This window comes from Paenibacillus rubinfantis (assembly GCF_001486505.1).
Taxonomy (GTDB): Bacteria; Bacillota; Bacilli; order Paenibacillales; family Paenibacillaceae; genus Fontibacillus; species Fontibacillus rubinfantis.
Genome location: NZ_LN909048.1, coordinates 32747 through 54386 on the forward strand (window position 1 = coordinate 32747; position 21640 = coordinate 54386).

The following is a 21640-nucleotide window of genomic DNA, read 5'->3' on the forward strand; positions in this document are numbered from 1 at the left end:
GACACGGCGCGAATGCATGCCCCCCCTAGCGATGGATCGTGTTAGGGGTTTCTATGTTCGCATCAGAGATCACGGGCCAAGTAAGCGAAAGTCTGCCGTTCAGGGGCGCTCCTCGTAAAAAACCGTAAGAACCTGTCGGCAAAAAGCCCCGAGGCGACAAAAGATGCTTTGGAGGAGATTCAAATAGTCATCTTTTGAAGAAGCGGAACCAAAAGTGAGTTCGACATCGAATCTCGAATTCAGCCGGGCCATCCGTTCGTTCAACCGCAAAACAAAAAACCGCAGGCGAACGAACCGCCTACGGTGGGTTTGATTGATTAAGTTTCAGGGATTACATTCGTTTGGCTCCGCGTCCTCCGCGTTTGCCTTCCGTATTCTTCTTCAACGAAGAGATGCGCTCCTCGCTATCCTTCAGGAAACGAGATACTTTGTCTTCGAAAGAAGCTTTGTTGGCTGGGGGCTTGAAAGAACGTCCTCCCCGGTCTCGGTTAAATCCGCCGCCCGGACGGTCTCCGTCTCTTCCGCTTGGCCGGTCCGGTCTCGGTGCGCGAGGCGGTCTGGCTTCGGCCGGTTTGTCAACAGCCTGCTTGATGGAAAGTCCGATCTTGCCGTCCTTATCGACATTGATTACCTTAACGGTAACCGTATCGCCGATCTTCAGATGATCGTTGACGTCTTTCACGTAGTTGTCGGCGATCTCCGAAATGTGAACGAGACCCGTGACACCTCCTGACAGATCCACAAATGCTCCGAAATGCGTGATGCCTGTCACTTTTCCTTCTAACTTGGTGCCCACTTCAATTGCCATAAAATAAAATGATCCTCCCTTAAAAATATACAGCCAGGCCTCGAAATCATGACTGCGGTGATTTGATTATACCGAATGACTGATACAAGGTCAACAGACGGATGTCCCGTCAACCCGCATGGGGTCAGTCATTTCCGGCTTCGGACTCGGATACCCGGACCGGGATTTCGCCCGGTTTGTATAGACCATATTTCTTCATGGCAATTTGTCCGATGTACTCGGGGTCGTTCAGTCGGTTAATTTCATATTTGAGCTGGTTCAGCTCCTGTTCGCTGGCCGTCTTGGCAGCCTGCCGTTCGGACAACTGCTGCGATTTGCCGCCGATCTCCCCGGCTTGGGAAATATACGTGTACCCGGCCCAGCCCATGAACAGGACCATAAATCCCATCCAGAGCCGCAGCCTGCGCTTTGCGAAAGCAGATCCGTTCCCGGAGGACTGACTTTTATTCGATGTTTTCGGATTTGTCGACACTTCGCGCATCAGGGCACCTCCCAGCGTTATTCTTTGTTGAACCAGCGTAATAGACGCAAAACGCGCTCTCGCCACACAGCCGCCCAGCGCCGGATCTTGTCCCATCCTTGCGGAATCCGAAGTCTTGTCCATATAGGTCTAAGTACCCATACGAGCAACTTCCAGATCGGCAGCAAGGTCACCCGGCCCAGGAACAGCAGCACAATCCAAACGAATCCGAGTAGGACGCGGATCATCTTGATCAGCCATTGTAACGGAGCGATGATAAAAATCTCGATCATTCGTACGATAAAACGATAAATAGAGTTAACTATCCTCATTAACATTAACACAAAACGCTCGGTGATAACACTGAGGAACAAAAAATAAATCCAAATGCCTAGAAAAAGGCCTAAAAAAACATAGAACCTAAGTTCCCCCTGGTTGCTGTGGTACAATGTGCGAAAAACGAACAAAGCGGCAGCCAACCAGTAGAGCAGGTCGAGGGCGTGAACGCTCCAGCGGGGAAACCGGAGTTGTCCCGAGACGACGCGATAGCTGTCAAAGGCGATGCCCATGATCCCGCCGGAGGCCAGCATCCAAAGCAGGGTCGCCCATTGCGTCTCCAAATTCATCGGAACAGCTTGCCGAGCAGGCCCTTACCGGACGAGTTGGATCCCGGGTCCAAATACGACAGCGAGTTCACCGTACCCTCGATGCTGACCAGCCCCTGCTCCAGGTTCAGGTTTTTGATATGTAAATTTTGCCCTCGGATCGTCAGATGCCCAAGCTCGGTCTGAAGCAGGAACTCCTCACTGTCGAAGCTTTCCACATTGAGAACCCCCGAAATGTCCAGCAGCTTGCGATTTAGCAGGTGCAGCTCCTGATGCTTTGCTTTATTTGGTTCGACCATGGCATGTACCCCTCCTTCTTATCCCTAGCTTATGGACGAAAAATCGGCTTTAGAACAAGTTCCTTTCGGCCTTTAACGTGATCTTCTTTACTGTCCTTAGAAACCGCTTTCAACTACGATGAAGTGGAAGAGATTTACATTCGTAGTTGGAGGCGAATTAGTATGAGTCCTGCATTTTCGAGAGGTCCCGATTCGCATGAAAAATTCCGCCGAGAGACCGATACGCTAGGGAGCAAGGATCTCCCGGCAGAGGTCTACTACGGCATTCATACGGCGCGGGCGATGGAGAATTTTCCGGTCAGTGGGCGTCCGACTCATCCCCGGCTGATCGAAGCGATCGCCGTAGTCAAGAAAGCCGCTGCGCGGGTCAACGGCAAGTTGGGCCTGATCCCGGCAGGGGTGGCAGGGGCGATTGGGTGGGCATGCGACGAGATTATCAGCGGCGCCTTGGCGGATCAGTTTGTCGTCGATGCCTTGCAGGGAGGTGCGGGGACTTCCACTCATATGAACGTCAACGAGGTGGTCGCCAACTTAGCGATCGAACGGCTTGGCGGGTCCAAGGGAGACTATCAGCTCGTCCATCCCCTAGACCACGTCAACCGCTGTCAATCGACCAACGACGTGTACCCCACTGCGCTGCGGATTGCGGCGATCCGGCTGCTGCGACCACTCAGCGAAGCGTATGCTTCCCTGCAGGAGGCGCTGCAGGAGAAGGAGCAGGAATTCGCTGACTTGATGAAGTTGGGGCGCACGCAGCTGATGGATGCCCTGCCGATGATGGCCGGGCAGGGGTTTGGCGCTTACGCCAAAGCGGTCGCCCGCGACCGTTGGCGGTTGTACAAAGCCGAGGAGCGGCTGCGCGAGATTCATCTCGGCGGCACGGCGATCGGCACCGGGTTGGACGCGCCCAAAGCCTACGTCTTCCAGGTGACCGACACGCTGCAGGAGTTGACCGGGCTCGGCCTGGCGCGCAGCGAATTTCCAATGGACGGGACGCAGAACATGGACGTCTTCGTCGAAGTCTCCGGGCTGCTGAAAGCGGCAGCCGTGACGCTGTTGAAGATCGCCGGCGACCTGCGGTTGCTGGCGTCCGGCCCCGCCGGGGGCATCGGCGAATACACGTTGCCCGCCGTCCAGGCCGGCTCGTCGATCATGCCGGGTAAAGTGAACCCGGTCATGGCGGAAATGGCCGGCCAGACGGCCATGCGGGTGATCGCGAACGACGCCGCGATCACTTGGGCCGCCGCCGGCGGCCAGCTCGAACTGAACGCGTTTGGCCCGCTGATCGCCGATTCCCTGCTGGAATCGCTTGAGATCCTGGGGCGGGCCGTTCCGCTGTTCGAGCAACGCTGCATTCGCGGCATCGCCGTCAACGAGACGGCTTGTCGCGAGCATCTGCGGCGCTCCACCGTGCTGGCCACCGCGCTGGTTCCGCATCTCGGCTACGAGGCGGCCGCCGAGATTGCCGGGACCGCCCGGCGCGAAGGGCTGTCGGTGGAGCATGTCGCCGTCGACGGCGGCTGGCTCACCGCCGAGCGCGCCGCCGCCATCCTGAATCCGCTGCAAGTGACGAAGCCGGGCATCCCCGGCGAATAGAAGGGGGAACGCGAGATGAGCCTAAACGCAACGCCGCGCGGAGAGCGGACGCATATCGCCGTTTTCGGCCGGACGAATGTGGGGAAATCGAGCGTGGTCAACGCTTTGACCGGGCAGGAGATTGCCGTGGTCTCGCCGGTGCGGGGGACGACCACCGATCCAGTGTACAAAGCGATGGAGCTGCTACCTTTGGGGCCGGTGGTGCTGATCGACACCGCGGGTCTGGACGACGAAGGAACGCTGGGCGAACTGCGGAAGCAAAAAACGCGGGAGCTGATCCACCGTACCGACCTAGCCTTGTTGGTGATCGACGCTATGACGGGGCCCGACGACTTTTACCGGGAGCTGCTGGCCGAGTTGAAGCAGCGGAACATCCCGGTTGTGGGCGTGCTGAACAAGGTCGATGCGCTCTTGGATGCAGACGCGGGGGCTGCGCTTGTTGATACGATGGCGCAGCTGGGCCTGCCGGAATGCGTGGCGTTCAGCGCCCTGGACGGCCGCGGTATCCCCGAGCTGAAGCGGGCGATCGTGGCGGCCCTTCCGCACGAGGAGGAGCGCTTCCGGCTCGTCGGCGACCTTGTCGCGCCGGGCGATCTCGTCGTGCTGGTCGTGCCGATTGACAAAGCCGCGCCTAAGGGCCGGCTGATTCTGCCGCAGCAGCAGACGATCCGCGACCTGCTCGAGAGCGACGCCATCGCCGTCGTGACGAAGGAGCACGAGCTCAGGGCGACGTTGGAGCGGCTCGGAACGAGGCCGCGGCTCATCGTCACTGACTCGCAGGTCTTCCTCAAGGTTGCCGCCGACACGCCGAGGGACGTGCCCCTGACCTCGTTCTCCATCCTGTTCGCCCGGCATAAAGGCGACTTAAATGAGCTGGTCCGGGGCGCACGGGCCATTGATCGGCTCAAGGACGGGGATCGTGTCCTGATCGCGGAGGCCTGTACGCACCATCAGCAGTCCGACGACATCGGCACCGTCAAAATCCCACGCTGGTTACGCCAGGCCACAGGCAAGCAGCTGCACATCGAGCATGTCTCCGGCTACTCTTACCCGCCGGACCTGGCCCGCTACGCAATGATCGTGCATTGCGGCGCCTGCATGCTCAACCGCCGCGCCATGCTGCATCGCCTCGGCGAAGCCCAAGCGGCCGGCGTTCCGATCGTCAACTACGGCGTGCTGATCGCCTACCTTCACGGCGTGTTCCCCCGGGCCATCGAGCTTTTCCCCTCCGCCATGATGGCGTGGGAACGAAACTGAGTGAACATTAACGCATAGTTAAGACGGTTAAGGAAACTGGATGTTTTCCCTGACCGTCGTTTTATTATATTTAATTCAATTTTTCCTAACTCATCCGTCTCGTCAAATCATTCAGTTCTATTGAGGACATTAATAAATTAAGGTAAAATATATATCACATTGAATTTGTGGTAAACATTGGACGAAGCGAATATTTACTAAGTTGATTCAATATTTGTTGTTTGTTTTTTTCTGTGTCGAAAGTATCAAAAAGGTAAAAGGGGATTGGTTTTAATGAAGCGTAGGATCTATGCTCTTGCCGTTATTGTTCTAATTGTTATTGCCGGTGTAATTATCTTTGAGGTTTCAAAAAGTACTACCTTTGACAAGATTGTTCTGGAACGTCTAAATGGAAATGAAATCAGTTCTATTACCCTCTTAAGGACACTTGATGATAACAGAGAAGAAGAAATATCAATTACTGACCCCAACGGAATAAAGAAAGTGGTTCATTATTTCTCTCAGATGAAACTAAAAGAAAAAAAATCCAGACCAAGTGTTGATTATACGGAGCAGTATCGAATAATTATACGGACAGATGAGAAAAGAAGGTTTGGAATAACACTGTACGATAACAATTATTTAAGTGTTTATGATTATAATGCCACTTTACGAGGCATCTCATCTTATGAAATAACGAATAAGATTGATGATCCTAGTGTAATTCCTAGCTTGTTCAATAAATAGTTAAAGTAGAAAGGGCACCCCTCTTTTTTCATTTCGTTATTGCCAACAAGCAAGAATAGACGGCCAGGTATGATCTTCCTGGCCGTCTATTCTTCAAAATTTGGGTATTTTTACCGAAAATCTATCCCTTAAGTAGCTCCAGTTTAACTACCTTTTGGAACAGCCGCTTCTTAATTTAACCCGTTACAAAAGGATCCAGCCACTTCCTGAATGAACCCGTGTTACTGCACCTTTACCTGTGATAAACCGAACTCCTTGTGTTTCATATTCGATGAAGGGAAAATTCACCTCAATTAAATCATATTCTGGATGATCATCCAGAAAATCTTCCAAATATCCTAAATTCCAATATCCTTCATAAACCATATCCTGAAGGTCATCCTTTTCCGACGGAGCAAGCATTGCAACAATAGAAAATACACCTGTTGCAACACCAGTAGCTGTAGATGTTAGAAAAATAAGACCTAATATACCGGCAACGTTTGATAATCCGTCCGTCAGATCAGTAACATTCGTAGGTTTATCAAAAGCTTTGTCATAGATTGTTCTTTGCGCTCGTTCAGTTTTTCTTACTCCGTCCAAACTTAAAATTATTTTCCTTGCATACTCCTTTGTAAATGCCATAAATAAAACATCTCCTTTTTTGATTTGTCGAGAGCTGGCGCCTTTACTGCTCAACTTTAAGGGAATTTTCCCTTATATCTCCCAAAATATGAAATTATGAAAGAAAGGATTGGACTTTTTGTTATTGTTTCCAATCTTTTTTCTTGCTGAATGTAGTACTACTAAAACTAGAATCTATATTTTACACATACTACAACCATCTCAGACTGCTGTATGTCTCGTTAATACAAATCTCATCCAAAAAAGTCGTATCTCTCCATCGATACAATGCATCCGCGAGATAGTACAACCTCTATATTAAAATCCCTATTATCGCATAGACATAGCAGATTTTTAGGAAGTAGTGGAACAAAAAAACGCCTCACCAACGCAAAAACCTTCAACGTCAACCTGGTATTATCCCCTACAAGTAGACACTCGTAAAAAACCTCATGTGTTAACATGAGGAAATGAGTGAACTTGGAGGGGATTTTTGTATGGCGAAAAAGGAGCAGGTTTTTAAATCGTACACAGAGGAATTCAAAATAGAGGCTGTTCAAACCTATCTCACTGGAGTGGAAAGTTACAAGGTCATTGCAGAGAGGTTGGGAATTACAAACTGTACCCAACTTAAAGTATGGGTACAGAAACATCGAAAGGGGGAGCCCCTCGATACACGTAAGGACGCAACAAACCCTATGAAAGGGCGTCCTCGTACCACGTTTGCCAGTGTTGAAGAAGAACGGGATTACTTGAAGGCACAGGTGGATTACTTAAAAAAGCGGTATCCAAATCTGCTAACGGAGTGAAGCTTAGACTTGAAGATAAATACACCATAATCGAAGAGCTACGTGACCTGCACGGCGTTACCCGTTTATTAGCCATTGCCGGTCTGCCTCGGGCGAACTACTACAAGTGGCGGGGTACACGTTCTCAGCGGACGGAAGCTCATGCACAGGAGCACGCAATAAAAGAGCATATGGTGGCCATTCACCTAGCCCATCCCTATTTTGGGTATCCTCGAATGCAGACAGCCTTGTGGGAGGCAGGCTACCTCGTCAACCATAAGAAAGTATGGCGGCTCATGAAAGAGCTGTCGATCCAGTCGGTCATTCGAAAGAAAAGGAATCGCTCCAACTATGCTCCTTCCGTGGTTTATCCTAACCGATTAAAGCGCCAGTTTCATGCGACAGCTCCTCAGCAGAAACTTGTGACCGATATTACGTATCTCTCGGATGGAACCGACTTTTATTACCTGTCCGTCATCCAGGATCTCTTCAACAATGAGATTGTGGCTTGGCAAATGTCAAAGCGCAATGATGTAAAGTTGGTGCTTAATACGATTGAGCAATGGACACGAAAAAGAGACGTGTCCGAAGCCGTGCTCCATTCGGACCAAGGCTTCCAATACACGTCCCAGGCGTACAACACACGATTAGAGGCATTCAGCGTTAAAGGCAGCCACTCTCGCAAAGCAACCTGCCTGGATAACGCCTGTATCGAATCCTTCTTTTCGCATCTGAAGACAGAAAAGTTGTACCTTCAACAATATAAGTCAGAAGTGGAGATTCATCAAGCCGTCGAGGAATACATCTACTTTTATAACTACCAACGTTTTCAGGCGAAACTCAAACAGCGCGCGCCGATTGAGTTTCGGCACGCGCTGGCTGCTTAACTTTTTTTTATCTGTCTACTTGACAGGGGTATGACCAACCGCTAGGGTGACATTGAAGGTTTTCGATTTCTATTACCTAGAACCGCAAGTCCCGCTCGCCGTTCTGGATCCGCTGAAGGCGGTCGATCGTCACTTCGCGCGCGGAGGCTTTGGGGATACGGCGGAGGTTGTTTTTGATCAGCGACGCCCCCATTTCCCGGGCTTCGTCATCCCCGTAGTCCAGCAAATACTCCTGCAGGGTGAGCAAGGCGTTTGGATGGCAGACGTTGTGGATCTGGCCCGACTTAGCCAGGCGCATAAAACGGTCGCCCGTCCGCCCCTCCCGATAACAAGCGGTGCAATAGCTTGGAATATAACCGTCCCGGCACAGCGACTTGATCATCTCCAGCGGCGAGCGGTGATCGCCCACCTCGAATTGCGCGGTATCGCTGCTTGCGCTCCCTCTGCCCTCCCCTCCGTACGTGTTCGTGTACCCACCGACACCGGTGCACGAGCCTGCGCTGATCTGGGAGATCCCCAGCTTGATGACCTCATCGCGGAATTCCGAGTCTTCGCGGGTGGACAGGATCATGCCGGCATAAGGCACTGCGAGCCGCAACACAGCCACGATCTTCTTGAACTCATGATCGTTCACGAGATACGGGAAGCTGTTCAGATCCACACCGTCCGCCGCCCGCAGGCGGGGAACGGAAACCGTATGAGGCCCGCAGCCAAACGTGGCTTCCAGATGCTCAGCATGCATCAACATGGCGATCGTCTCGTATTTGTGATCATACAGCCCGTACAAGACCCCAACGCCAACATCGTCGATGCCAGCCCGCATCGCGCGGTCCATCGCTGTCGTGTGCCAGTCGTAATCGCGTTTGGGCCCTTTTTGGTGCATACGGCTGTAAGTCGGTCGGTGGTACGTCTCTTGGAACAAGATATATGTGCCGATTCCAACGTTCGCCAGCTTGCGGTAATCCTCCACCGTCGTCGCGGCGATATTCACGTTAATTCGGCGGATACTTCCATTGTCGACCTTCACGGAGTAGATCGTTTCGATACATTCCAAAATGTAGTCAATCGGGCAATACTCCGGATCTTCTCCGGCCTCCAGCGCCAGCCGCTTATGCCCCATTTGCTGCAGCACTTCGACTTCCCGGATCAACTCCTCCCGGTTCAACCGCCGCCGAACCATGCTCTCATTCGACTGCTTATAGCCGCAATACTCACAGTTATTAACGCAGTAGTTGCTGACGTATAAAGGAGCAAACAAGACGATCCGATTCCCGTAAATGCGTTCCTTCACCTCGCGTGCCGCATGGTAGATCTCCTCCAGCAACACATCGTCCTCCACGTTTAACAGGACGGCGGCTTCCGCCGCACTGATGCCTTTGGCCGTCCGGGCACGCTCCAGAATCGCCAGCACCTTCCTGCGATCGCGGGCCAGCTGCGACCCGTAAGCGAGCGCGGACACGATGGTCTCATCCCGGATGAAGTCCGCCGCCTCCCTTTGATCTGACCTGCTCATCCCCATCCCTCCCTGTATGATGCCATTATCACCTTTGAACCCCTTCGAGACTGTACGGACAAAAGCAACAACATACGTAACAGCGCACAGCTAATAACGGGAGCGAACCAAGTAGTGCGTATGCAAATACTTATGACTCTTATGGCTGTTCGGCTCCTCCAAAAACTCGCGGTAAATCTGCTGGATATACGGGTTCTTATGGGATTTGCGAACCGTTGACGCTTCGTCCTCGTCGTAAATGGCCTTGGCCCGGGTGGCCTTCACGTCGACGGTATCCCGCAGGCTCGCACTGACGAGCGGCTGCCCGCCGCCGCAGATACAACCGCCCGGACAAGCCATCACTTCGATAAATTCGTAACGGCGCTGACCGGATTGGATCATCGACATTAGCTTGCGGGCGTTGCCGAGCCCGTGAACCACCGCCGTGCGGATCACCCGCCCGTCCGGCAGCTCCACCGTCGTCTCCTTTATGCCATCCATCCCGCGCACCGCGGTATATTCTACCGTCTCCAGCTCTTCGCCGGCGACCAGCTCGAACACAGTGCGAAGCGCCGCTTCGGCCACCCCGCCCGTCGCACCGAAGATCACGCCGGCCCCCGAGGCTTCGCCAAACGGGTTGTCGAACGTCTCGCCGCGCAAGCCGGCGAAGTCAATGCCCGCTTCCTTGATCATCCGCGCAAGCTCCCGGGTGGTCAGCACGTAATCGATGTCCTGTAACGATTCATTGGCCAGCTCCTCGCGCTGCCCCTCGAATTTCTTCGCCGTACACGGCATGATCGACACCACGACGATATTCCCCGGATCGATCCCCATCGTTTGGGCGAAATAGCTCTTGATCATCGCCCCTTCCATCTCATGCGGCGATTTGCAGCTGGACAGATTCTCCAGCATATCCGGGAAGTAATGCTCCACAAACTTCACCCAGCCCGGACAACAGGACGTCATCAGCGGCAGGTTCTCCCCGGTGGCCAAACGATGCACCAGCTCGGTGCCCTCCTCCATAATCGTTAAGTCGGCAGCAAAGTCGGTATCAAACACCTTGTTGAAGCCAAGCCGCCGCAACGCGGCAACCATCTTGCCCGTCACCCGCGTGCCGATTGGCATCCCAAACTCCTCTCCCAAGGCAACTCGCACCGCTGGCGCCGTTTGCACAACGACGAATTTATGCGGATCAGCGATCGCCTGCCACACGTCGTTGATATTTTCCCGCTCCTGCAGCGCGCCAACCGGACAAGCCATAATACATTGGCCGCAGTTCACGCAGACTGACTCGCCAATCGGCCGCCCCAGGGCCGGCCCGATCACGGTGTCGAACCCGCGGTTCATGAACCCGATGGCTCCCACAGTCTGCACCTCGCTGCAAACGGCGACACACCGACCGCACAGCAGGCATTTGGAAGTGTCGCGCACGATCGACGGCGACGAGAGATCAACCGTCGACCGCGCTTTGCCTCCCGCATATCGCACATCGCGCACCCCAATCTGATTCGCCACCTCCTGCAGCTCGCAGGTTCCGCTGCGCAGGCAGGTGAGACATTCCCGATTATGATCTGACAGAATCAGTTCAACCGTCGTTTTGCGAGCTTTTCGCACCTGCAGTGTATTGGTCCGGATCCGCATGCCTTCCTCGGCCACCAGCGTGCACGAAGCGATTAGGCGGGGGCCCGATTCCACCAAGCAGACGCGGCAGCTGGACGGGTGGTTCATGCCCTGCAGATGACAAAGTGTAGGAATGTGAATGCCTAGTCCGCGGGCTGCCTGAAGCACCGTTGTTCCCTTCGGCACCTCCGTTTCCATTTCGTCAATCCATAATTTCACCGTATCCATCCTCGAACTCTCCCCCCTTTAACTCTTATAGATCGCTTCAAATTTGCAGCTGTCGAAGCAAATCCCGCATTTGATACACAGCTGCGGATCGATCACATGCGGCTCTTTCATCTCGCCCGAGATCGCTTCCGCCGGACATTTCCGGGCACAAAGCGTGCATCCGCGGCATTTCTCCTCGTCAATCGTGTACGTAATCAGCGAGCGGCAAACGCCGGACGGACATTTCTTGTCGACCACATGGGCGATATACTCCTCGCGAAAATATTTCAGCGTGGACAGCACCGGATTAGGCGCCGTTTGGCCAAGCCCGCAAAGCGAAGCCGCCTTGATTTGCTCGGATAGCTCCTCCAGCGCATCCAGGTCCTCCATCGTTCCTTTGCCTTCCGTGATTTTCTCCAAAATCTCCAGCAGGCGTTTGGTGCCGATTCGGCACGGCGCGCATTTCCCGCACGATTCGTCGCGCGTGAAGTCGAGGTAATATCGGGCGACGTCAACCATACATGTCTCTTCGTCCATCACAAGCATGCCGCCCGAGCCCATCATCGAACCCAAGCTAAGCAGCGTATCGTAATCGATCGGACGGTCGAGATGCTCGCTCGTTAAGCAGCCGCCGGAAGGCCCCCCGGTCTGCACCGCCTTAAACGCTTTGCCGCCGGGAATCCCGCCGCCAATTTCGTAAATGACATCGCGCAACGTAATCCCCATCGGCACTTCCACCAGCCCGGTGTTCACCACCTTGCCGCCCAAGGCAAACACCTTGGTGCCCTTGCTCTTTTCCGTCCCGATTCCGGCATACCACGAAGCGCCCTCCAGCAAAATAATCGGTACGTTCGCCAGCGTTTCCACATTGTTGATCACCGTCGGCTGGCCCCATAACCCGCTGACAGCCGGGAACGGCGGTTTCGGGTTGGGCATGCCCCGCTTGCCTTCCACCGAGTTCATGAGCGCCGTTTCTTCTCCGCAGACGAATGCCCCTGCTCCCAAACGAACGCTGATGTCAAAAGAAAACCCGCTCCCAAACAAGTCATCGCCCAGCAACCCGTAATCCCGGGCCTGCTTAATCGCCGCCTGCACCCGTCGCACGGCGATCGGATATTCCGCCCGTACGTAGATGAAGCCGTGATTCGCCCCGATGGCGTAGCCGGCGATCGCCATGCCTTCCAGCACGGAATGCGGATCGCCCTCCAGAATCGAGCGGTCCATAAACGCGCCCGGGTCGCCTTCGTCGGCGTTGCAAATCATATATTTTTGCCCCGTTCGCTGCTTGGCTGCCGTCTCCCACTTGATTCCGGTCGGAAACCCGCCGCCGCCGCGCCCGCGCAAGCCCGCCTCCTTCACCTCGGCCACGACCTCTGCCGGCTCCATGGTCGTCAAGACCTTATGCAGCGCTTTATATCCGTTCATAGCGATATATTCGTCGATGTCCTCCGGGTCGATCGTCCCGCAGTTGCGCAGCGCGATCCGTTGCTGCTTACGGAAGAAGTCGACCTCATGCAGCGGTTTGATCCGCCCGTCCTTCTCCAGCGACTGCTGGTAAACGAGGCGATCGACGATTTTGCCCTGAAGCAGGTGCTTGTCGACGATCTCCGCCACGTCCTTCACCATCACCCGGTTATAAAACACCTCCTCCGGGTAAATGATCACGACCGGCCCCAACTCGCACAGCCCAAAGCAGCCCGCCCGGACCACTTCGACTTTGTCCTGAATCCCTTGGCTGGCCACCGCTTGCTCAAAGGCTTCCGCGATTAACATCGAATCTGAGGAGGTACAGCCGGTGCCGCCGCAAATCATTACGGAACGCGCGGCGACGCTTCCTTCATCAGCCCCGACCTTGCCCAGCTTTCGGCGGACCAGCCGGCTAAGCTGCGCCGTTCGAATGCCCTCGAGATCCAACAACGTTTTCATCGTTCCACCATCCCTTCTAATGCGTCCCGGCAGGCGTGCGCATCTGCTTCAGAATTTTCGGTATCTCGTTTGGCGTCAGCCGGCCATGCACTTTTTCCCCGATGGTCATGACCGGCGCTAAACCGCAAGCCCCCAGACAGCGGGTGGCATCCAGCGTGAATTTCCCGTCAGCCGTTGTCCCCTGCACCGGAACGTTCAGTTCCTGGCTCAGGCGATCCAGCACCCCTTGCGCGCCCTTAATATAACAAGCCGTTCCCATGCAGACGCGGATGACATGCTCTCCTTTTGGCTCTAGCGAGAAAAACGAGTAAAACGTCGCAACTCCATAGATTTCAGCCATCGACAACCCCAGTTCCCTCGAAACGACCTGTAGCGCTTCCTCCGGCAGATAGCCGTACAAATCCTGAATTTCGTGAAGCACCGGGATCAGCGCGCCCGGCAGCAGGCGGAACTGATCGATGATTTCCCCCACCCGCTGCAGCCGCTCCTCGTCCTTCGCACAATGAAAAGTCTCTTCCATGTTCGCTTCCTCTCCCTTCATCGTCCGGCTGCTCGCCTTAGAGCAACGGACTTTCGTGCTTCAGCTTGAGCCGTTCCCAGCGCCGGTTGACCTCTTCCTCGAAGGCATCAAGCAGCTCCTGGTCCTGCAGCATGTGCTTCGTTTTGCCCATCAGCTTCAGCCATTCCTGCGGCGAGATCCGCTTGTTTTTCGCCTCCGGATTGTAGGTGATGTTCGTGACGCCATGCTCGATTTCGTATAACGGGAAGAAGCAGGACTCTACCGCCGTTTGCAGGATTTTCGTGCCGAGTTGATCCTCAGACCGCCAGTTCAGCGGACAGGTGCTCAGCACTTTCCCGTAAACCAGGCCTTCATTTTGCGCGTACCACCGCGCCTTGGCCGCCTTCGTAATCAGGTCCTGCGGGAAAGCCTCCGCCCCGGTAAACACGTACGGGATATTCGTCGCCGCCATGATCTGCGGAGTATCCTTGTGGTGGAACGCTTTCCCTTTCTGCGCCTTGCCTACGCCGGATGTACTGGTCTGATGCCCCAGCGGCGTGGAGTAGGAGAGCTGCGAGCCGGTGTTCATGTATCCTTCGTTGTCGTATTCCAAAATAATCATCTTGTGGTTCCGCAGCGCCGAGCCAATCGCCGGGCCCATCCCAATGTCCATTCCGCCGTCACCGGTCACCATGATAAAGGTAACGTTATCCGATACTTCGATCTCCCCGCGGCGCTTCCGCTCCCAGAACGCCTCGACAGCACCGGCCACGGTTGCAGCCCCGTTCTGGAACAAGTTATGGATGAACGTTTGCTTATGCGAGGTATAGGGATATCCGGCCGTAACGACGTACGAGCAGCCGGTTTGGAACAACGTAACCACATCGCCTTCAATCCCTTTGTAAAACAGCTCCAAAGAGGAAATCGCGCTGCAGCCCGGACAAGCGCCATGGCCCGGCGCCAGCCGCTTCGGCTTCGCCGTCAGGTTGCGCAGCGGCGGCAGCTTCACCTTCAGCTTGCCGGTTGCCTCATCCGGCGTCACCTGGATCAGCCCGCTGTTAAAGGCATCGCCATGCTGCGGCGTCAAGATCGGTCTGAGCTCGTGCACCGGATCGCCGGGCACCTGCCCAAAATAATCGAACGGCACCGCAGCTTCGCCTTGGTTCATCGCCTCAATAGCCAGGTTAAAGAAGGCTTCCGCTTCATCCGGATAGAAGTCCTTCCCACCCAGGCCAAATACGCGGGACAAAACGATCGTTTCGTTCGCCGGGTCCAGCTTCAGCGCGGAGCGGATTTCATGCGTCATATTGCCGCCTTTGCCTCCGTAGGAATCGGCGCGTTCTCCCACCAGGAGCGCTTTGACACCCCGCAGCGCGGTACGGATCTCCTCCGCAGGGAAAGGCCGGATGACGTTCGGCCGAATGAGCCCCGCCTTCATCCCCTGGGCTCGCAGCTTGTCAACGATCGCCTTGGCCGTTTCCGCCGCTGAGTTCAGCAGAAATAAAGCGACCTCCGCATCCTCCATCTGATACAATTCGAGCACCGGGTAATCGCGTCCCGAAATCGCCTTATATTCGGCGGCGATTTGTTGATACACTTCAGCCGCCCGCTCCTGGGCCAGGTGCAGCTGGTAGTGGTTGTTCAATAAGTCGTCGCCGTTCATATGCGCGCCAACCGAAATCGGCCGCGACGGATCGGCTACGTCATCAAACCCAACCGGCGGCGTTTCGCCCACAAACGCTTGGACCGACTTGGCGTCCTTGAAATAACTTAACTTCCGTTTCTGGTGAGACGTGAAGAACCCGTCATAAGCAACGATTACAGGCAGCCGAACCTCCGGATGCTCCGACCATTTCAACGCCATAATGTTCATGTCGTAGGCCGCTTGCGGTGTGCTTGCCGTGAGGATTAACCAGCCGGTGTTCAGCGCAAAATACAGGTCGGAATGGTCGCCGCGAATATCCAGCGGACCGCTGATCGCGCGGGTTACCAGGTTCAGCACCATCGGGAACCGCGTCCCGGACTGCACCGGCAGCTGTTCAATCATGTACATGAACCCATTGGCGCTGGTGGCATTGACGACCCGGGCCCCGGCGAGCGCCGCCCCGTAGCAAATCCCCGCCGAGCCATGCTCCCCATCCGCCGCAATCAGCTGGATATCATGCAGGCCTTGCGCCTTTTTCTGGTCCAGAATCTGCGCGATCTCTGTGGACGGCGTGATCGGAAAATACCCCATCACATGGTAATTGATCTGAGCCGCCGCCATGGCCGCCGCTTCATTGCCCGACTCGAAGGCCGTGGTTTGTTCCGCCAGCGTCATTTTCGTCATTTTCTCTTCGGTTATAGACATCGATAAAGTCCTCCTTTAGGCTCTTCTGCGAGTTCAAAACCCCTTGGAATAAAACCTCTACTGAAAGACGTGGGCGACGCGGTGGCTGTCGGCATACCCGGGTTCCTCCCGCCGCATGCTAAGCGCTCCTGTTGGGCAAATTTCCACGCATTTCAAACAACCTTTGCAATACTGATAATCGATTCCGCTAAGATACATTTGAGCGCGCCCTTTCTTGTCCTCCCCGGATTCCCATACGAAGCACAGATCGGGGCAAACCGTATCACAGTTGGCACAATGGATGCAGCTGTCCGCATCCAGCTCCGGCACAAAGCCCTGACGGGAACCGCTCAAATCCTTCAGCAGGCTGTTCCCCTGCGCGCGGATAATGCCGCCCGGTGCCTGTGTCGCATAGCCAAGCAGCGGCTGCGGCCGTTCGAAACGCATCCCTTGGACCCCTTCGGGAGCCGGGATCGTCTGGAAACGCACTTCATGATATCCCCGGTCGAATGTGCGCAAGTTGGGCTCTACCAAGTGCGGGTATTTTTTCTGGAACGTATGCTTAATCACTTCACGCATCGAATCTGGATCCAGAAAATCGCAGATCCGGAACAACGCCCCTAACATCGAGGTGTTGACCTTCGTATGCTCGTCGATAGCGATCCCCATCGCGTCCACAACAGCCAGCGTCCCGTAAGGGAACTTCAGGTCGCGTCGAATCTCCTCAAAATCGCGGGTTGAGTTCACCAGCACGATTCCGTCGGGCTTTAATCCGCTTAGGACATTCACCGTCTTGTGCAGCGCTTCATGGAACACGCCGATCACATGGGGTTCCTCGATCGGGCTGTGATCATGGATCTCCACGTCCGGCTCGCAGAAGCGGACGAAGCTCTTCACCGGGGATCCCTTCTTCTCCGAACCATAGGACGAAAAGTTCGCTCCGTTTAGGCCGAGTCCAAGAACCCCGGATTCCGCCAGCATCTTCCCGGCCAGGTTGGCGCCGAGCCCGCCGATGGATTCCAGCCGAATTTCAAAAAAGCCAAGGTCATTTGTTTTGGTCAATATGCTCATTCGCCATGTCTCCTCTACGTTTTGTTGTGAAATATTTCACGAATATTAGCGAAAAGAATAACGTTTCATCTCTTCAACTTGAACTACATGTGCAACTCTAACTAAGCATGACGGCGGCTTGCTGTCGCCTTCAGGCTGTCCCCCCTTCCCATATCTACGGAAAAGCCCGCCACTCCAATCCGGAGCTCCAGGCAGTGCCTGCATTGGGCGGATTCATCCCCCGTGCAAATTTTGTTGTTGTACAGCGCATACTTCTTGCGTACGGTAACGGGTGACAGATTGGGCATGACCACATTGGCCCCGGCCTTTAGCGCCAACTCCCTGCCTTCCGGGTGTAACGAACCTAACGCGGTTGTCGCGGGAATTAAGGCTTCGGGCAGGAACAGGCGGGCTAGGGCAACCATAACCAGCGTATCCTCCAGCGATCCGGCCTTCGCATCGCGCAGCGGAGTCTTGTCATGGGGGATAAACGGGCCGATGCCGATCATGTCCGGGTTGAGCGTATGGAGATAGATCAAATCTTCAGCTAAATCCTCCGTAGTCTGGCCGGGCAATCCGACCATAAAGCCTGCACCAATTTGATAGCCGATCGACTGCAACGTCTCCAGACACTGGCGGCGGTGTTCATAAGACATGGAAGGATGCAGCGCTTGATACAACCCCCGGGAAGCGGTTTCATGACGCATCAAAAAGCGATCCGCCCCCGCTTCATACAGCAATCGGTAGGTTTCCTCCTCCCGTTCACCGATGGATAAGGTGATCGCCGCATCCGGAAATTCCGCTTTGATATTCCGGATCAAGGCAGCCAGCAGATCGGCCGTATACCAGGGATCCTCCCCGCTTTGGAGCACAAATGTGCGGAAGCCCAGCCCGTATCCTTCCCGGCAGCATTCGAGAATCTCCTCCGGGCTGAGCCGATAGCGTTCCGCCTCGCGATTCCCGGCCCGCAGACCGCAGTACAAGCAGTTCCGCCGGCAGTAGCTGGAAAATTCGATCAAACCGCGCATATACACCTTGTCCCCATAAGCCTGTTCCCGTCTCAGACGGGCTAATCGGAAGAGTTCCCCGCGCGTTTCGACATCCATATGCCCCAGCAAATCGACGAGCTCCTCCTTGGAGAGCTCTCCCCGCGCATAGAGCTTGTGCACGAGTTGTTTCATCAGGCAATCATCCTTTGGATAAACTGGATTTGGACCTTGGTATACCCTATGGCTGACGTGGAAAATGATGAATGAAGTAATTGTGAATATTTTCACTTTATAGGCGTTTTAATAAAGTTCGCTAATAATATCACCCCGGTTTCTGAATAGTGCTGCGGTCTGAGCGACGTAAGGATCCGCTGCTGTTGAGTTGGTGGGTTTGTTGCTTCGATGGATGGTACGATCTTGGCTTGATGTGTTTGCTTGATGTGTTTGGCTTGATGATCGGTTGCGATGTTAGCTTAATCGTGTGTTTGATGGATTGCTGCTTCGTTTGATTGTTCGATCGTTGGTTGGAATAAGGCTTGATCGTTAGGTGTGATTTCGGTTCGTAGATGTGTGCCGCGTGCGCAGCGTCGAATGATTTCGACATGAGGTTAAATCAGAGGTGTTTTCTAAGAAGCAGATGTATGCTTATCGAAAACGTTAGTAAGTGTATTTACTATATTACCATGAATTCACAGTTTGGCTAGGATATTTTTTACACCCCCATAGGGTTAAAAAAAGAGCATGTCCCGAGAAAACGGAACATGCTCTTGAGCTTCACGATTTCAGGACCAGTCCAAACCGGTATCCTTCGCGATCGGCTCTTCCTTGATTAAGGTATACATGGTCGCTGCTTCATCCTTGCGAGTCGTTTCGACCAGGCGTTCGACGCGGACGGTCACCAGCTTTTGGCCGAATTGAACCGTGATTTCATCGCCCACCTTGACGGTACTGCTCGGTTTGGATTCGCGCCCATTGATTAGAACTCTGCCTTGTTCGGAGACGTCCTTGGCCACCGTGCGCCGCTTGATTAACCGCGATACCTTCAGGAATTTATCTAGACGCATTATTTTACAGCTTCTTTAAGTTTGTTGCCCGCTTTGAATGCCGGTACATTGGAAGCCGGGATTTCGATAGTTTTGCCGGTTTGTGGGTTGCGGCCCGTACGACCGGAACGTTTACGAGTTTCGAACGTACCGAAACCGATCAATTGGACTTTGTCGCCACCAGCAAGGGCTTCAGTGATTTCGCCGAGGAAACCGTTCAATACGGATTCAACGTCTTTTTTAGTCAAACCGCTTTTGCTGGAAATGTTGTTGATCAGATCTGTTTTGTTCATTAATAATGCCTCCCAATAATAAAAGAAATAGGTGATACCTTGGCACTACAGGCTCTAGGCCTGTCCTGCGCCATTTGGTTATCTTTTTATGAGTATTCTTGCTTGAAATGAAAAATCCTGCACTGTTAGGAACTTTTTTTTTGTTTTTTTCGCAAAAAACCCGAAATTTAGGCCTTTTCTCCCATCATTCCCGTTCTTTCGACTTAGCTTCATTCCATAAAACGTCCATTTCCGCTAACGTACTGTCGACGGGCGTCTTCCCCTGTTCGCGGAGTCGCTCTTCGACATAATGGAACCGCTGCGTAAATTTGCGGATCGTCCGCGACAGGGCTTGTTCGGGATCGGCCCCGATATAGCGGGCTGCATTTACCACCGAGAATAGCACATCGCCCAGCTCCAACTCCTGCGCTTCGGGATCTTGCTTTTGCGTTACGGCTTCCTTCAGCTCGCGAATTTCTTCCTCCAGCTTGGTCCAGACCCCGTCGATGTCCTCCCAGTCGAATCCGGCCTTAGCCGCTTTTTTCTGGAGCTTGTATGCCTTCATCAAAGCCGGCAAGTCACGCGGCACCCCGCTGATCGCCGATTGGCGCTCGGGTTCGAGGCCTTTGCGCTTCTTCTCTTCGGCTTTCATCGCTTCCCAGTTGTTCAACGCAGCTTCGGCATCCTCGGCGTTCAAATTGCCAAAGACATGCGGATGGCGGTAAATCAGCTTCTCATTCAGCTCCTGGATGACATCATACACCGTAAAAGCGCCGGTCTCCTCCTCCATTTGGGAGTGGAGCATGATCTGCAGCAGCAGATCGCCAAGCTCCTCGCGCATATGATCGGGATCATCGTCATCGATCGTCTCCAGCACCTCGTAGGTTTCTTCGATGAGATTCTTGCGGATCGACTCGTGCGTTTGCTCACGGTCCCACGGACAACCGCCGGGACTGCGCAATATCGACACAATCTCATGAAGCCGCTGGAAGCTGCGGATGCGAAGCGATTCGTCCTCACTGGCCGGCACATAAACGAGGGATAGGTTACCGTAACCATCGAGGCGGTCCAGCTCAAACAGCGGCACCCGCTCGATTCGTTCCTGTCCTTCGACGCCCAGAGCATGTCCCACAACAACTTGATAATCATCGGGCAGCAGCTCCATTAATCCCAGCTTCACTTCCGAAGCGGTCAGCTGGTCGTACACTTGCCCGATCAGGGTATGCCGTCTCGGATCGATCGCTTCCCCACGGACCTCCGAAGCGTCCAGCAGCAGGAAGCCTTCGATTGGATCAAAACCCAGGCGAACAAAAGCCTCATCCAGGAAGCTCTCCCCGCCAAGGATGTCGAGCGGAATACCTCGCTCTGGACAACGCTCCCGCAGCAGCTTCACCGTCGCCTCGGCGACCTGCGGGTGCCCGGGAACTGCGTAAACGAGATGCGTCCCGTCTCCGCCCGCTTCGGCCCGTGCTAACAGCCGGGTGACAATCTCCTCGTAGACGGAGGGGAAATCGTCCTTTGCTTCATAAACCTCGTCAAACGAGGTGAACTCGACGCCCGTCTGCTCCAGCCAAGCCACGACCGGATGGTCCTTCGTCCGGACGTAACGTTCGCCCGCTTCCTGCAGCCGTTTCAGGCTGCCTAAGGTCAGCCGGTCGGGGTCCCCCGAGCCGAGGCCGACCACCGTAATGGTTGCGCTCATGGTAATGGCTTCACTCCCTGTGGGTTCTACTTGTCCATCGATCCGGTTCCTTTTTAGCTAACGGACCCAAAGGACCTTATTTGTCAGAAATATTGCCGTTCTCTCTTCTAACGGACAGCAAAGCCGCTATTTCCCCCAAAATGGTCCGATACGAGCACATCCGGGCCAAATAAGGTCCCCGGGGTCCGTTACAAGACCGAAAACGGTAGACTTCGCTGGAATAACGGCGCTTCGGTCCGTTAGGGACTCGGCTTTCCGCGCCGCAGCTTGCTCCTCTTACTATATCACTGCCGGGGGCGAAATTGAAATTCGGCTGCCGAGCCGAGCCAAAGCAACGCTACGGCAGCAGCCGCAGCTTCCGAAGCAGCGTCAGCAGCTTCGGGCCCACCCGCGGCAGGGCGCTCAGCTCTGCCGCGCTAAGCAGCCGTGTGCGCAGCACGGCTGCGGCAAACACCGCTGCGCCCAGCAGCACGCCGAGCAGG

At 54.6% G+C, this 21640-nt stretch carries 20 protein-coding genes; 5 read left to right on the top strand and 15 right to left on the bottom strand.

Going from position 1 to position 21640, the window contains the following annotated elements:
• Positions 1-331: 331 nt before the first annotated feature.
• The 4 genes from BN3277_RS00545 to yabP all read right to left on the bottom strand — a co-directional run bounded on the left by BN3277_RS00545 (position 332) and on the right by yabP (position 2172).
• Complete coding sequence (locus tag BN3277_RS00545; RefSeq protein ID WP_059040379.1) at positions 332-808, bottom strand: S1 domain-containing RNA-binding protein; 477 nt, start codon at positions 806-808, stop codon at positions 332-334.
• 124 nt (positions 809-932) lie between these two features.
• A complete protein-coding gene (locus BN3277_RS00550; protein WP_059040380.1) occupies positions 933-1289 on the bottom strand; it encodes an FtsB family cell division protein in 357 nt (118 codons plus the stop codon).
• Between the two features lie 17 nt (positions 1290-1306).
• Entirely contained in the window at positions 1307-1894 is a 588-nt protein-coding gene (yabQ, locus tag BN3277_RS00555; RefSeq protein ID WP_059040381.1) for a spore cortex biosynthesis protein YabQ, read from the bottom strand.
• Positions 1891-2172 (bottom strand): sporulation protein YabP, encoded by a 282-nt coding sequence (yabP, locus tag BN3277_RS00560; RefSeq protein WP_059040382.1) that lies wholly within the window; start codon positions 2170-2172, stop codon positions 1891-1893. Before yabP ends, yabQ begins: the two co-directional genes overlap by 4 nt.
• Before the next feature lie 162 nt (positions 2173-2334).
• On the opposite strand from yabP, the gene BN3277_RS00565 reads away from it, so the two are divergent.
• The 3 genes from BN3277_RS00565 (at position 2335) to BN3277_RS00575 (ending at position 5751) form a co-directional block, all read left to right on the top strand.
• Entirely contained in the window at positions 2335-3768 is a 1434-nt protein-coding gene (locus tag BN3277_RS00565) for an aspartate ammonia-lyase (RefSeq protein ID WP_059040383.1), read from the top strand.
• 15 nt (positions 3769-3783) lie between these two features.
• Entirely contained in the window at positions 3784-5025 is a 1242-nt protein-coding gene (gene hydF / locus BN3277_RS00570) for a [FeFe] hydrogenase H-cluster maturation GTPase HydF (protein WP_059040384.1), read from the top strand.
• Between the two features lie 273 nt (positions 5026-5298).
• Positions 5299-5751, top strand: a complete 453-nt coding sequence (locus BN3277_RS00575; protein WP_059040385.1) for a hypothetical protein — start codon at positions 5299-5301, stop codon at positions 5749-5751.
• Positions 5752-5934: 183 nt separating this feature from the next.
• Here BN3277_RS00575 and BN3277_RS00580 read toward each other — a convergent pair whose 3' ends face one another.
• On the bottom strand, positions 5935-6375 hold the full coding sequence (locus tag BN3277_RS00580; RefSeq protein WP_059040386.1) for a hypothetical protein: 441 nt from the start codon (positions 6373-6375) through the stop codon (positions 5935-5937).
• A gap of 476 nt (positions 6376-6851) precedes the next feature.
• Between BN3277_RS00580 and BN3277_RS26355 the strand changes: the two genes are divergently transcribed.
• The gene (locus BN3277_RS26355) at positions 6852-7163 is read left to right on the top strand and encodes a transposase (RefSeq protein WP_059040387.1); all 312 of its coding nucleotides are present in this window, start codon (positions 6852-6854) and stop codon (positions 7161-7163) included.
• Positions 7160-8029 carry an IS3 family transposase gene (locus BN3277_RS00590; protein WP_222860907.1) on the top strand — a complete coding sequence of 290 codons (870 nt, stop codon included), beginning with the start codon at positions 7160-7162 and terminating at the stop codon, positions 8027-8029. Before BN3277_RS26355 ends, BN3277_RS00590 begins: the two co-directional genes overlap by 4 nt.
• 76 nt (positions 8030-8105) lie before the next feature.
• On the opposite strand, the gene hydG is transcribed toward BN3277_RS00590, so the two are convergent.
• The 10 genes from hydG to yabN form a co-directional block, all read right to left on the bottom strand.
• Positions 8106-9542 (bottom strand): [FeFe] hydrogenase H-cluster radical SAM maturase HydG, encoded by a 1437-nt coding sequence (hydG, locus tag BN3277_RS00595; protein ID WP_059040388.1) that lies wholly within the window; start codon positions 9540-9542, stop codon positions 8106-8108.
• A gap of 90 nt (positions 9543-9632) precedes the next feature.
• Complete coding sequence (locus BN3277_RS00600) at positions 9633-11369, bottom strand: NADH-dependent [FeFe] hydrogenase, group A6 (protein ID WP_059040389.1); 1737 nt, start codon at positions 11367-11369, stop codon at positions 9633-9635.
• An 18-nt stretch (positions 11370-11387) separates the two neighbouring features.
• Positions 11388-13274, bottom strand: a complete 1887-nt coding sequence (nuoF, locus tag BN3277_RS00605; protein WP_198342942.1) for an NADH-quinone oxidoreductase subunit NuoF — start codon at positions 13272-13274, stop codon at positions 11388-11390.
• Between the two features lie 16 nt (positions 13275-13290).
• Entirely contained in the window at positions 13291-13794 is a 504-nt protein-coding gene (gene nuoE, locus BN3277_RS00610) for an NADH-quinone oxidoreductase subunit NuoE (RefSeq protein ID WP_059040390.1), read from the bottom strand.
• A 37-nt stretch (positions 13795-13831) separates the two neighbouring features.
• Complete coding sequence (locus BN3277_RS00615; protein ID WP_059040391.1) at positions 13832-16123, bottom strand: thiamine pyrophosphate-dependent enzyme; 2292 nt, start codon at positions 16121-16123, stop codon at positions 13832-13834.
• 57 nt (positions 16124-16180) lie between these two features.
• Positions 16181-17173: a 2-oxoacid:acceptor oxidoreductase family protein gene (locus tag BN3277_RS00620; RefSeq protein ID WP_059040392.1), complete on the bottom strand. Its 993-nt coding sequence runs from the start codon at positions 17171-17173 to the stop codon at positions 16181-16183.
• A gap of 101 nt (positions 17174-17274) precedes the next feature.
• Positions 17275-18333, bottom strand: coding sequence for a [FeFe] hydrogenase H-cluster radical SAM maturase HydE (hydE, locus tag BN3277_RS00625; RefSeq protein WP_059040393.1), 1059 nt, complete (start codon positions 18331-18333; stop codon positions 17275-17277).
• A 590-nt stretch (positions 18334-18923) separates the two neighbouring features.
• Entirely contained in the window at positions 18924-19205 is a 282-nt protein-coding gene (locus tag BN3277_RS00630) for an RNA-binding S4 domain-containing protein (protein ID WP_059040394.1), read from the bottom strand.
• Positions 19205-19477, bottom strand: a complete 273-nt coding sequence (locus tag BN3277_RS00635; RefSeq protein WP_018753532.1) for an HU family DNA-binding protein — start codon at positions 19475-19477, stop codon at positions 19205-19207. Before BN3277_RS00635 ends, BN3277_RS00630 begins: the two co-directional genes overlap by 1 nt.
• Before the next feature lie 184 nt (positions 19478-19661).
• A complete protein-coding gene (gene yabN, locus BN3277_RS00640; RefSeq protein WP_059040395.1) occupies positions 19662-21158 on the bottom strand; it encodes a bifunctional methyltransferase/pyrophosphohydrolase YabN in 1497 nt (498 codons plus the stop codon).
• Between the last annotated feature and the right edge of the window lie 482 nt (positions 21159-21640).

What these genes read in the sequence shown, in the direction of transcription:
- BN3277_RS00635 (WP_018753532.1), bottom strand. Translation starts at nt 19,477, where the DNA reads ATGAACAAAACAGATCTGATCAACAACATTTCCAGCAAAAGCGGTTTG.
- BN3277_RS00550 (WP_059040380.1), bottom strand. Translation starts at nt 1,289, where the DNA reads ATGCGCGAAGTGTCGACAAATCCGAAAACATCGAATAAAAGTCAGTCC.
- BN3277_RS00575 (WP_059040385.1), top strand. Translation starts at nt 5,299, where the DNA reads ATGAAGCGTAGGATCTATGCTCTTGCCGTTATTGTTCTAATTGTTATT.
- yabN (WP_059040395.1), bottom strand. Translation starts at nt 21,158, where the DNA reads ATGAGCGCAACCATTACGGTGGTCGGCCTCGGCTCGGGGGACCCCGAC.
- BN3277_RS00600 (WP_059040389.1), bottom strand. Translation starts at nt 11,369, where the DNA reads ATGGATACGGTGAAATTATGGATTGACGAAATGGAAACGGAGGTGCCG.
- BN3277_RS00615 (WP_059040391.1), bottom strand. Translation starts at nt 16,123, where the DNA reads ATGTCTATAACCGAAGAGAAAATGACGAAAATGACGCTGGCGGAACAA.
- yabQ (WP_059040381.1), bottom strand. Translation starts at nt 1,894, where the DNA reads ATGAATTTGGAGACGCAATGGGCGACCCTGCTTTGGATGCTGGCCTCC.
- yabP (WP_059040382.1), bottom strand. Translation starts at nt 2,172, where the DNA reads ATGGTCGAACCAAATAAAGCAAAGCATCAGGAGCTGCACCTGCTAAAT.
- BN3277_RS00545 (WP_059040379.1), bottom strand. Translation starts at nt 808, where the DNA reads ATGGCAATTGAAGTGGGCACCAAGTTAGAAGGAAAAGTGACAGGCATC.
- BN3277_RS00580 (WP_059040386.1), bottom strand. Translation starts at nt 6,375, where the DNA reads ATGGCATTTACAAAGGAGTATGCAAGGAAAATAATTTTAAGTTTGGAC.
- BN3277_RS00630 (WP_059040394.1), bottom strand. Translation starts at nt 19,205, where the DNA reads ATGCGTCTAGATAAATTCCTGAAGGTATCGCGGTTAATCAAGCGGCGC.
- nuoE (WP_059040390.1), bottom strand. Translation starts at nt 13,794, where the DNA reads ATGGAAGAGACTTTTCATTGTGCGAAGGACGAGGAGCGGCTGCAGCGG.
- hydF (WP_059040384.1), top strand. Translation starts at nt 3,784, where the DNA reads ATGAGCCTAAACGCAACGCCGCGCGGAGAGCGGACGCATATCGCCGTT.
- BN3277_RS26355 (WP_059040387.1), top strand. Translation starts at nt 6,852, where the DNA reads ATGGCGAAAAAGGAGCAGGTTTTTAAATCGTACACAGAGGAATTCAAA.
- BN3277_RS00620 (WP_059040392.1), bottom strand. Translation starts at nt 17,173, where the DNA reads ATGAGCATATTGACCAAAACAAATGACCTTGGCTTTTTTGAAATTCGG.
- hydE (WP_059040393.1), bottom strand. Translation starts at nt 18,333, where the DNA reads ATGAAACAACTCGTGCACAAGCTCTATGCGCGGGGAGAGCTCTCCAAG.
- nuoF (WP_198342942.1), bottom strand. Translation starts at nt 13,274, where the DNA reads ATGAAAACGTTGTTGGATCTCGAGGGCATTCGAACGGCGCAGCTTAGC.
- BN3277_RS00565 (WP_059040383.1), top strand. Translation starts at nt 2,335, where the DNA reads ATGAGTCCTGCATTTTCGAGAGGTCCCGATTCGCATGAAAAATTCCGC.
- hydG (WP_059040388.1), bottom strand. Translation starts at nt 9,542, where the DNA reads ATGAGCAGGTCAGATCAAAGGGAGGCGGCGGACTTCATCCGGGATGAG.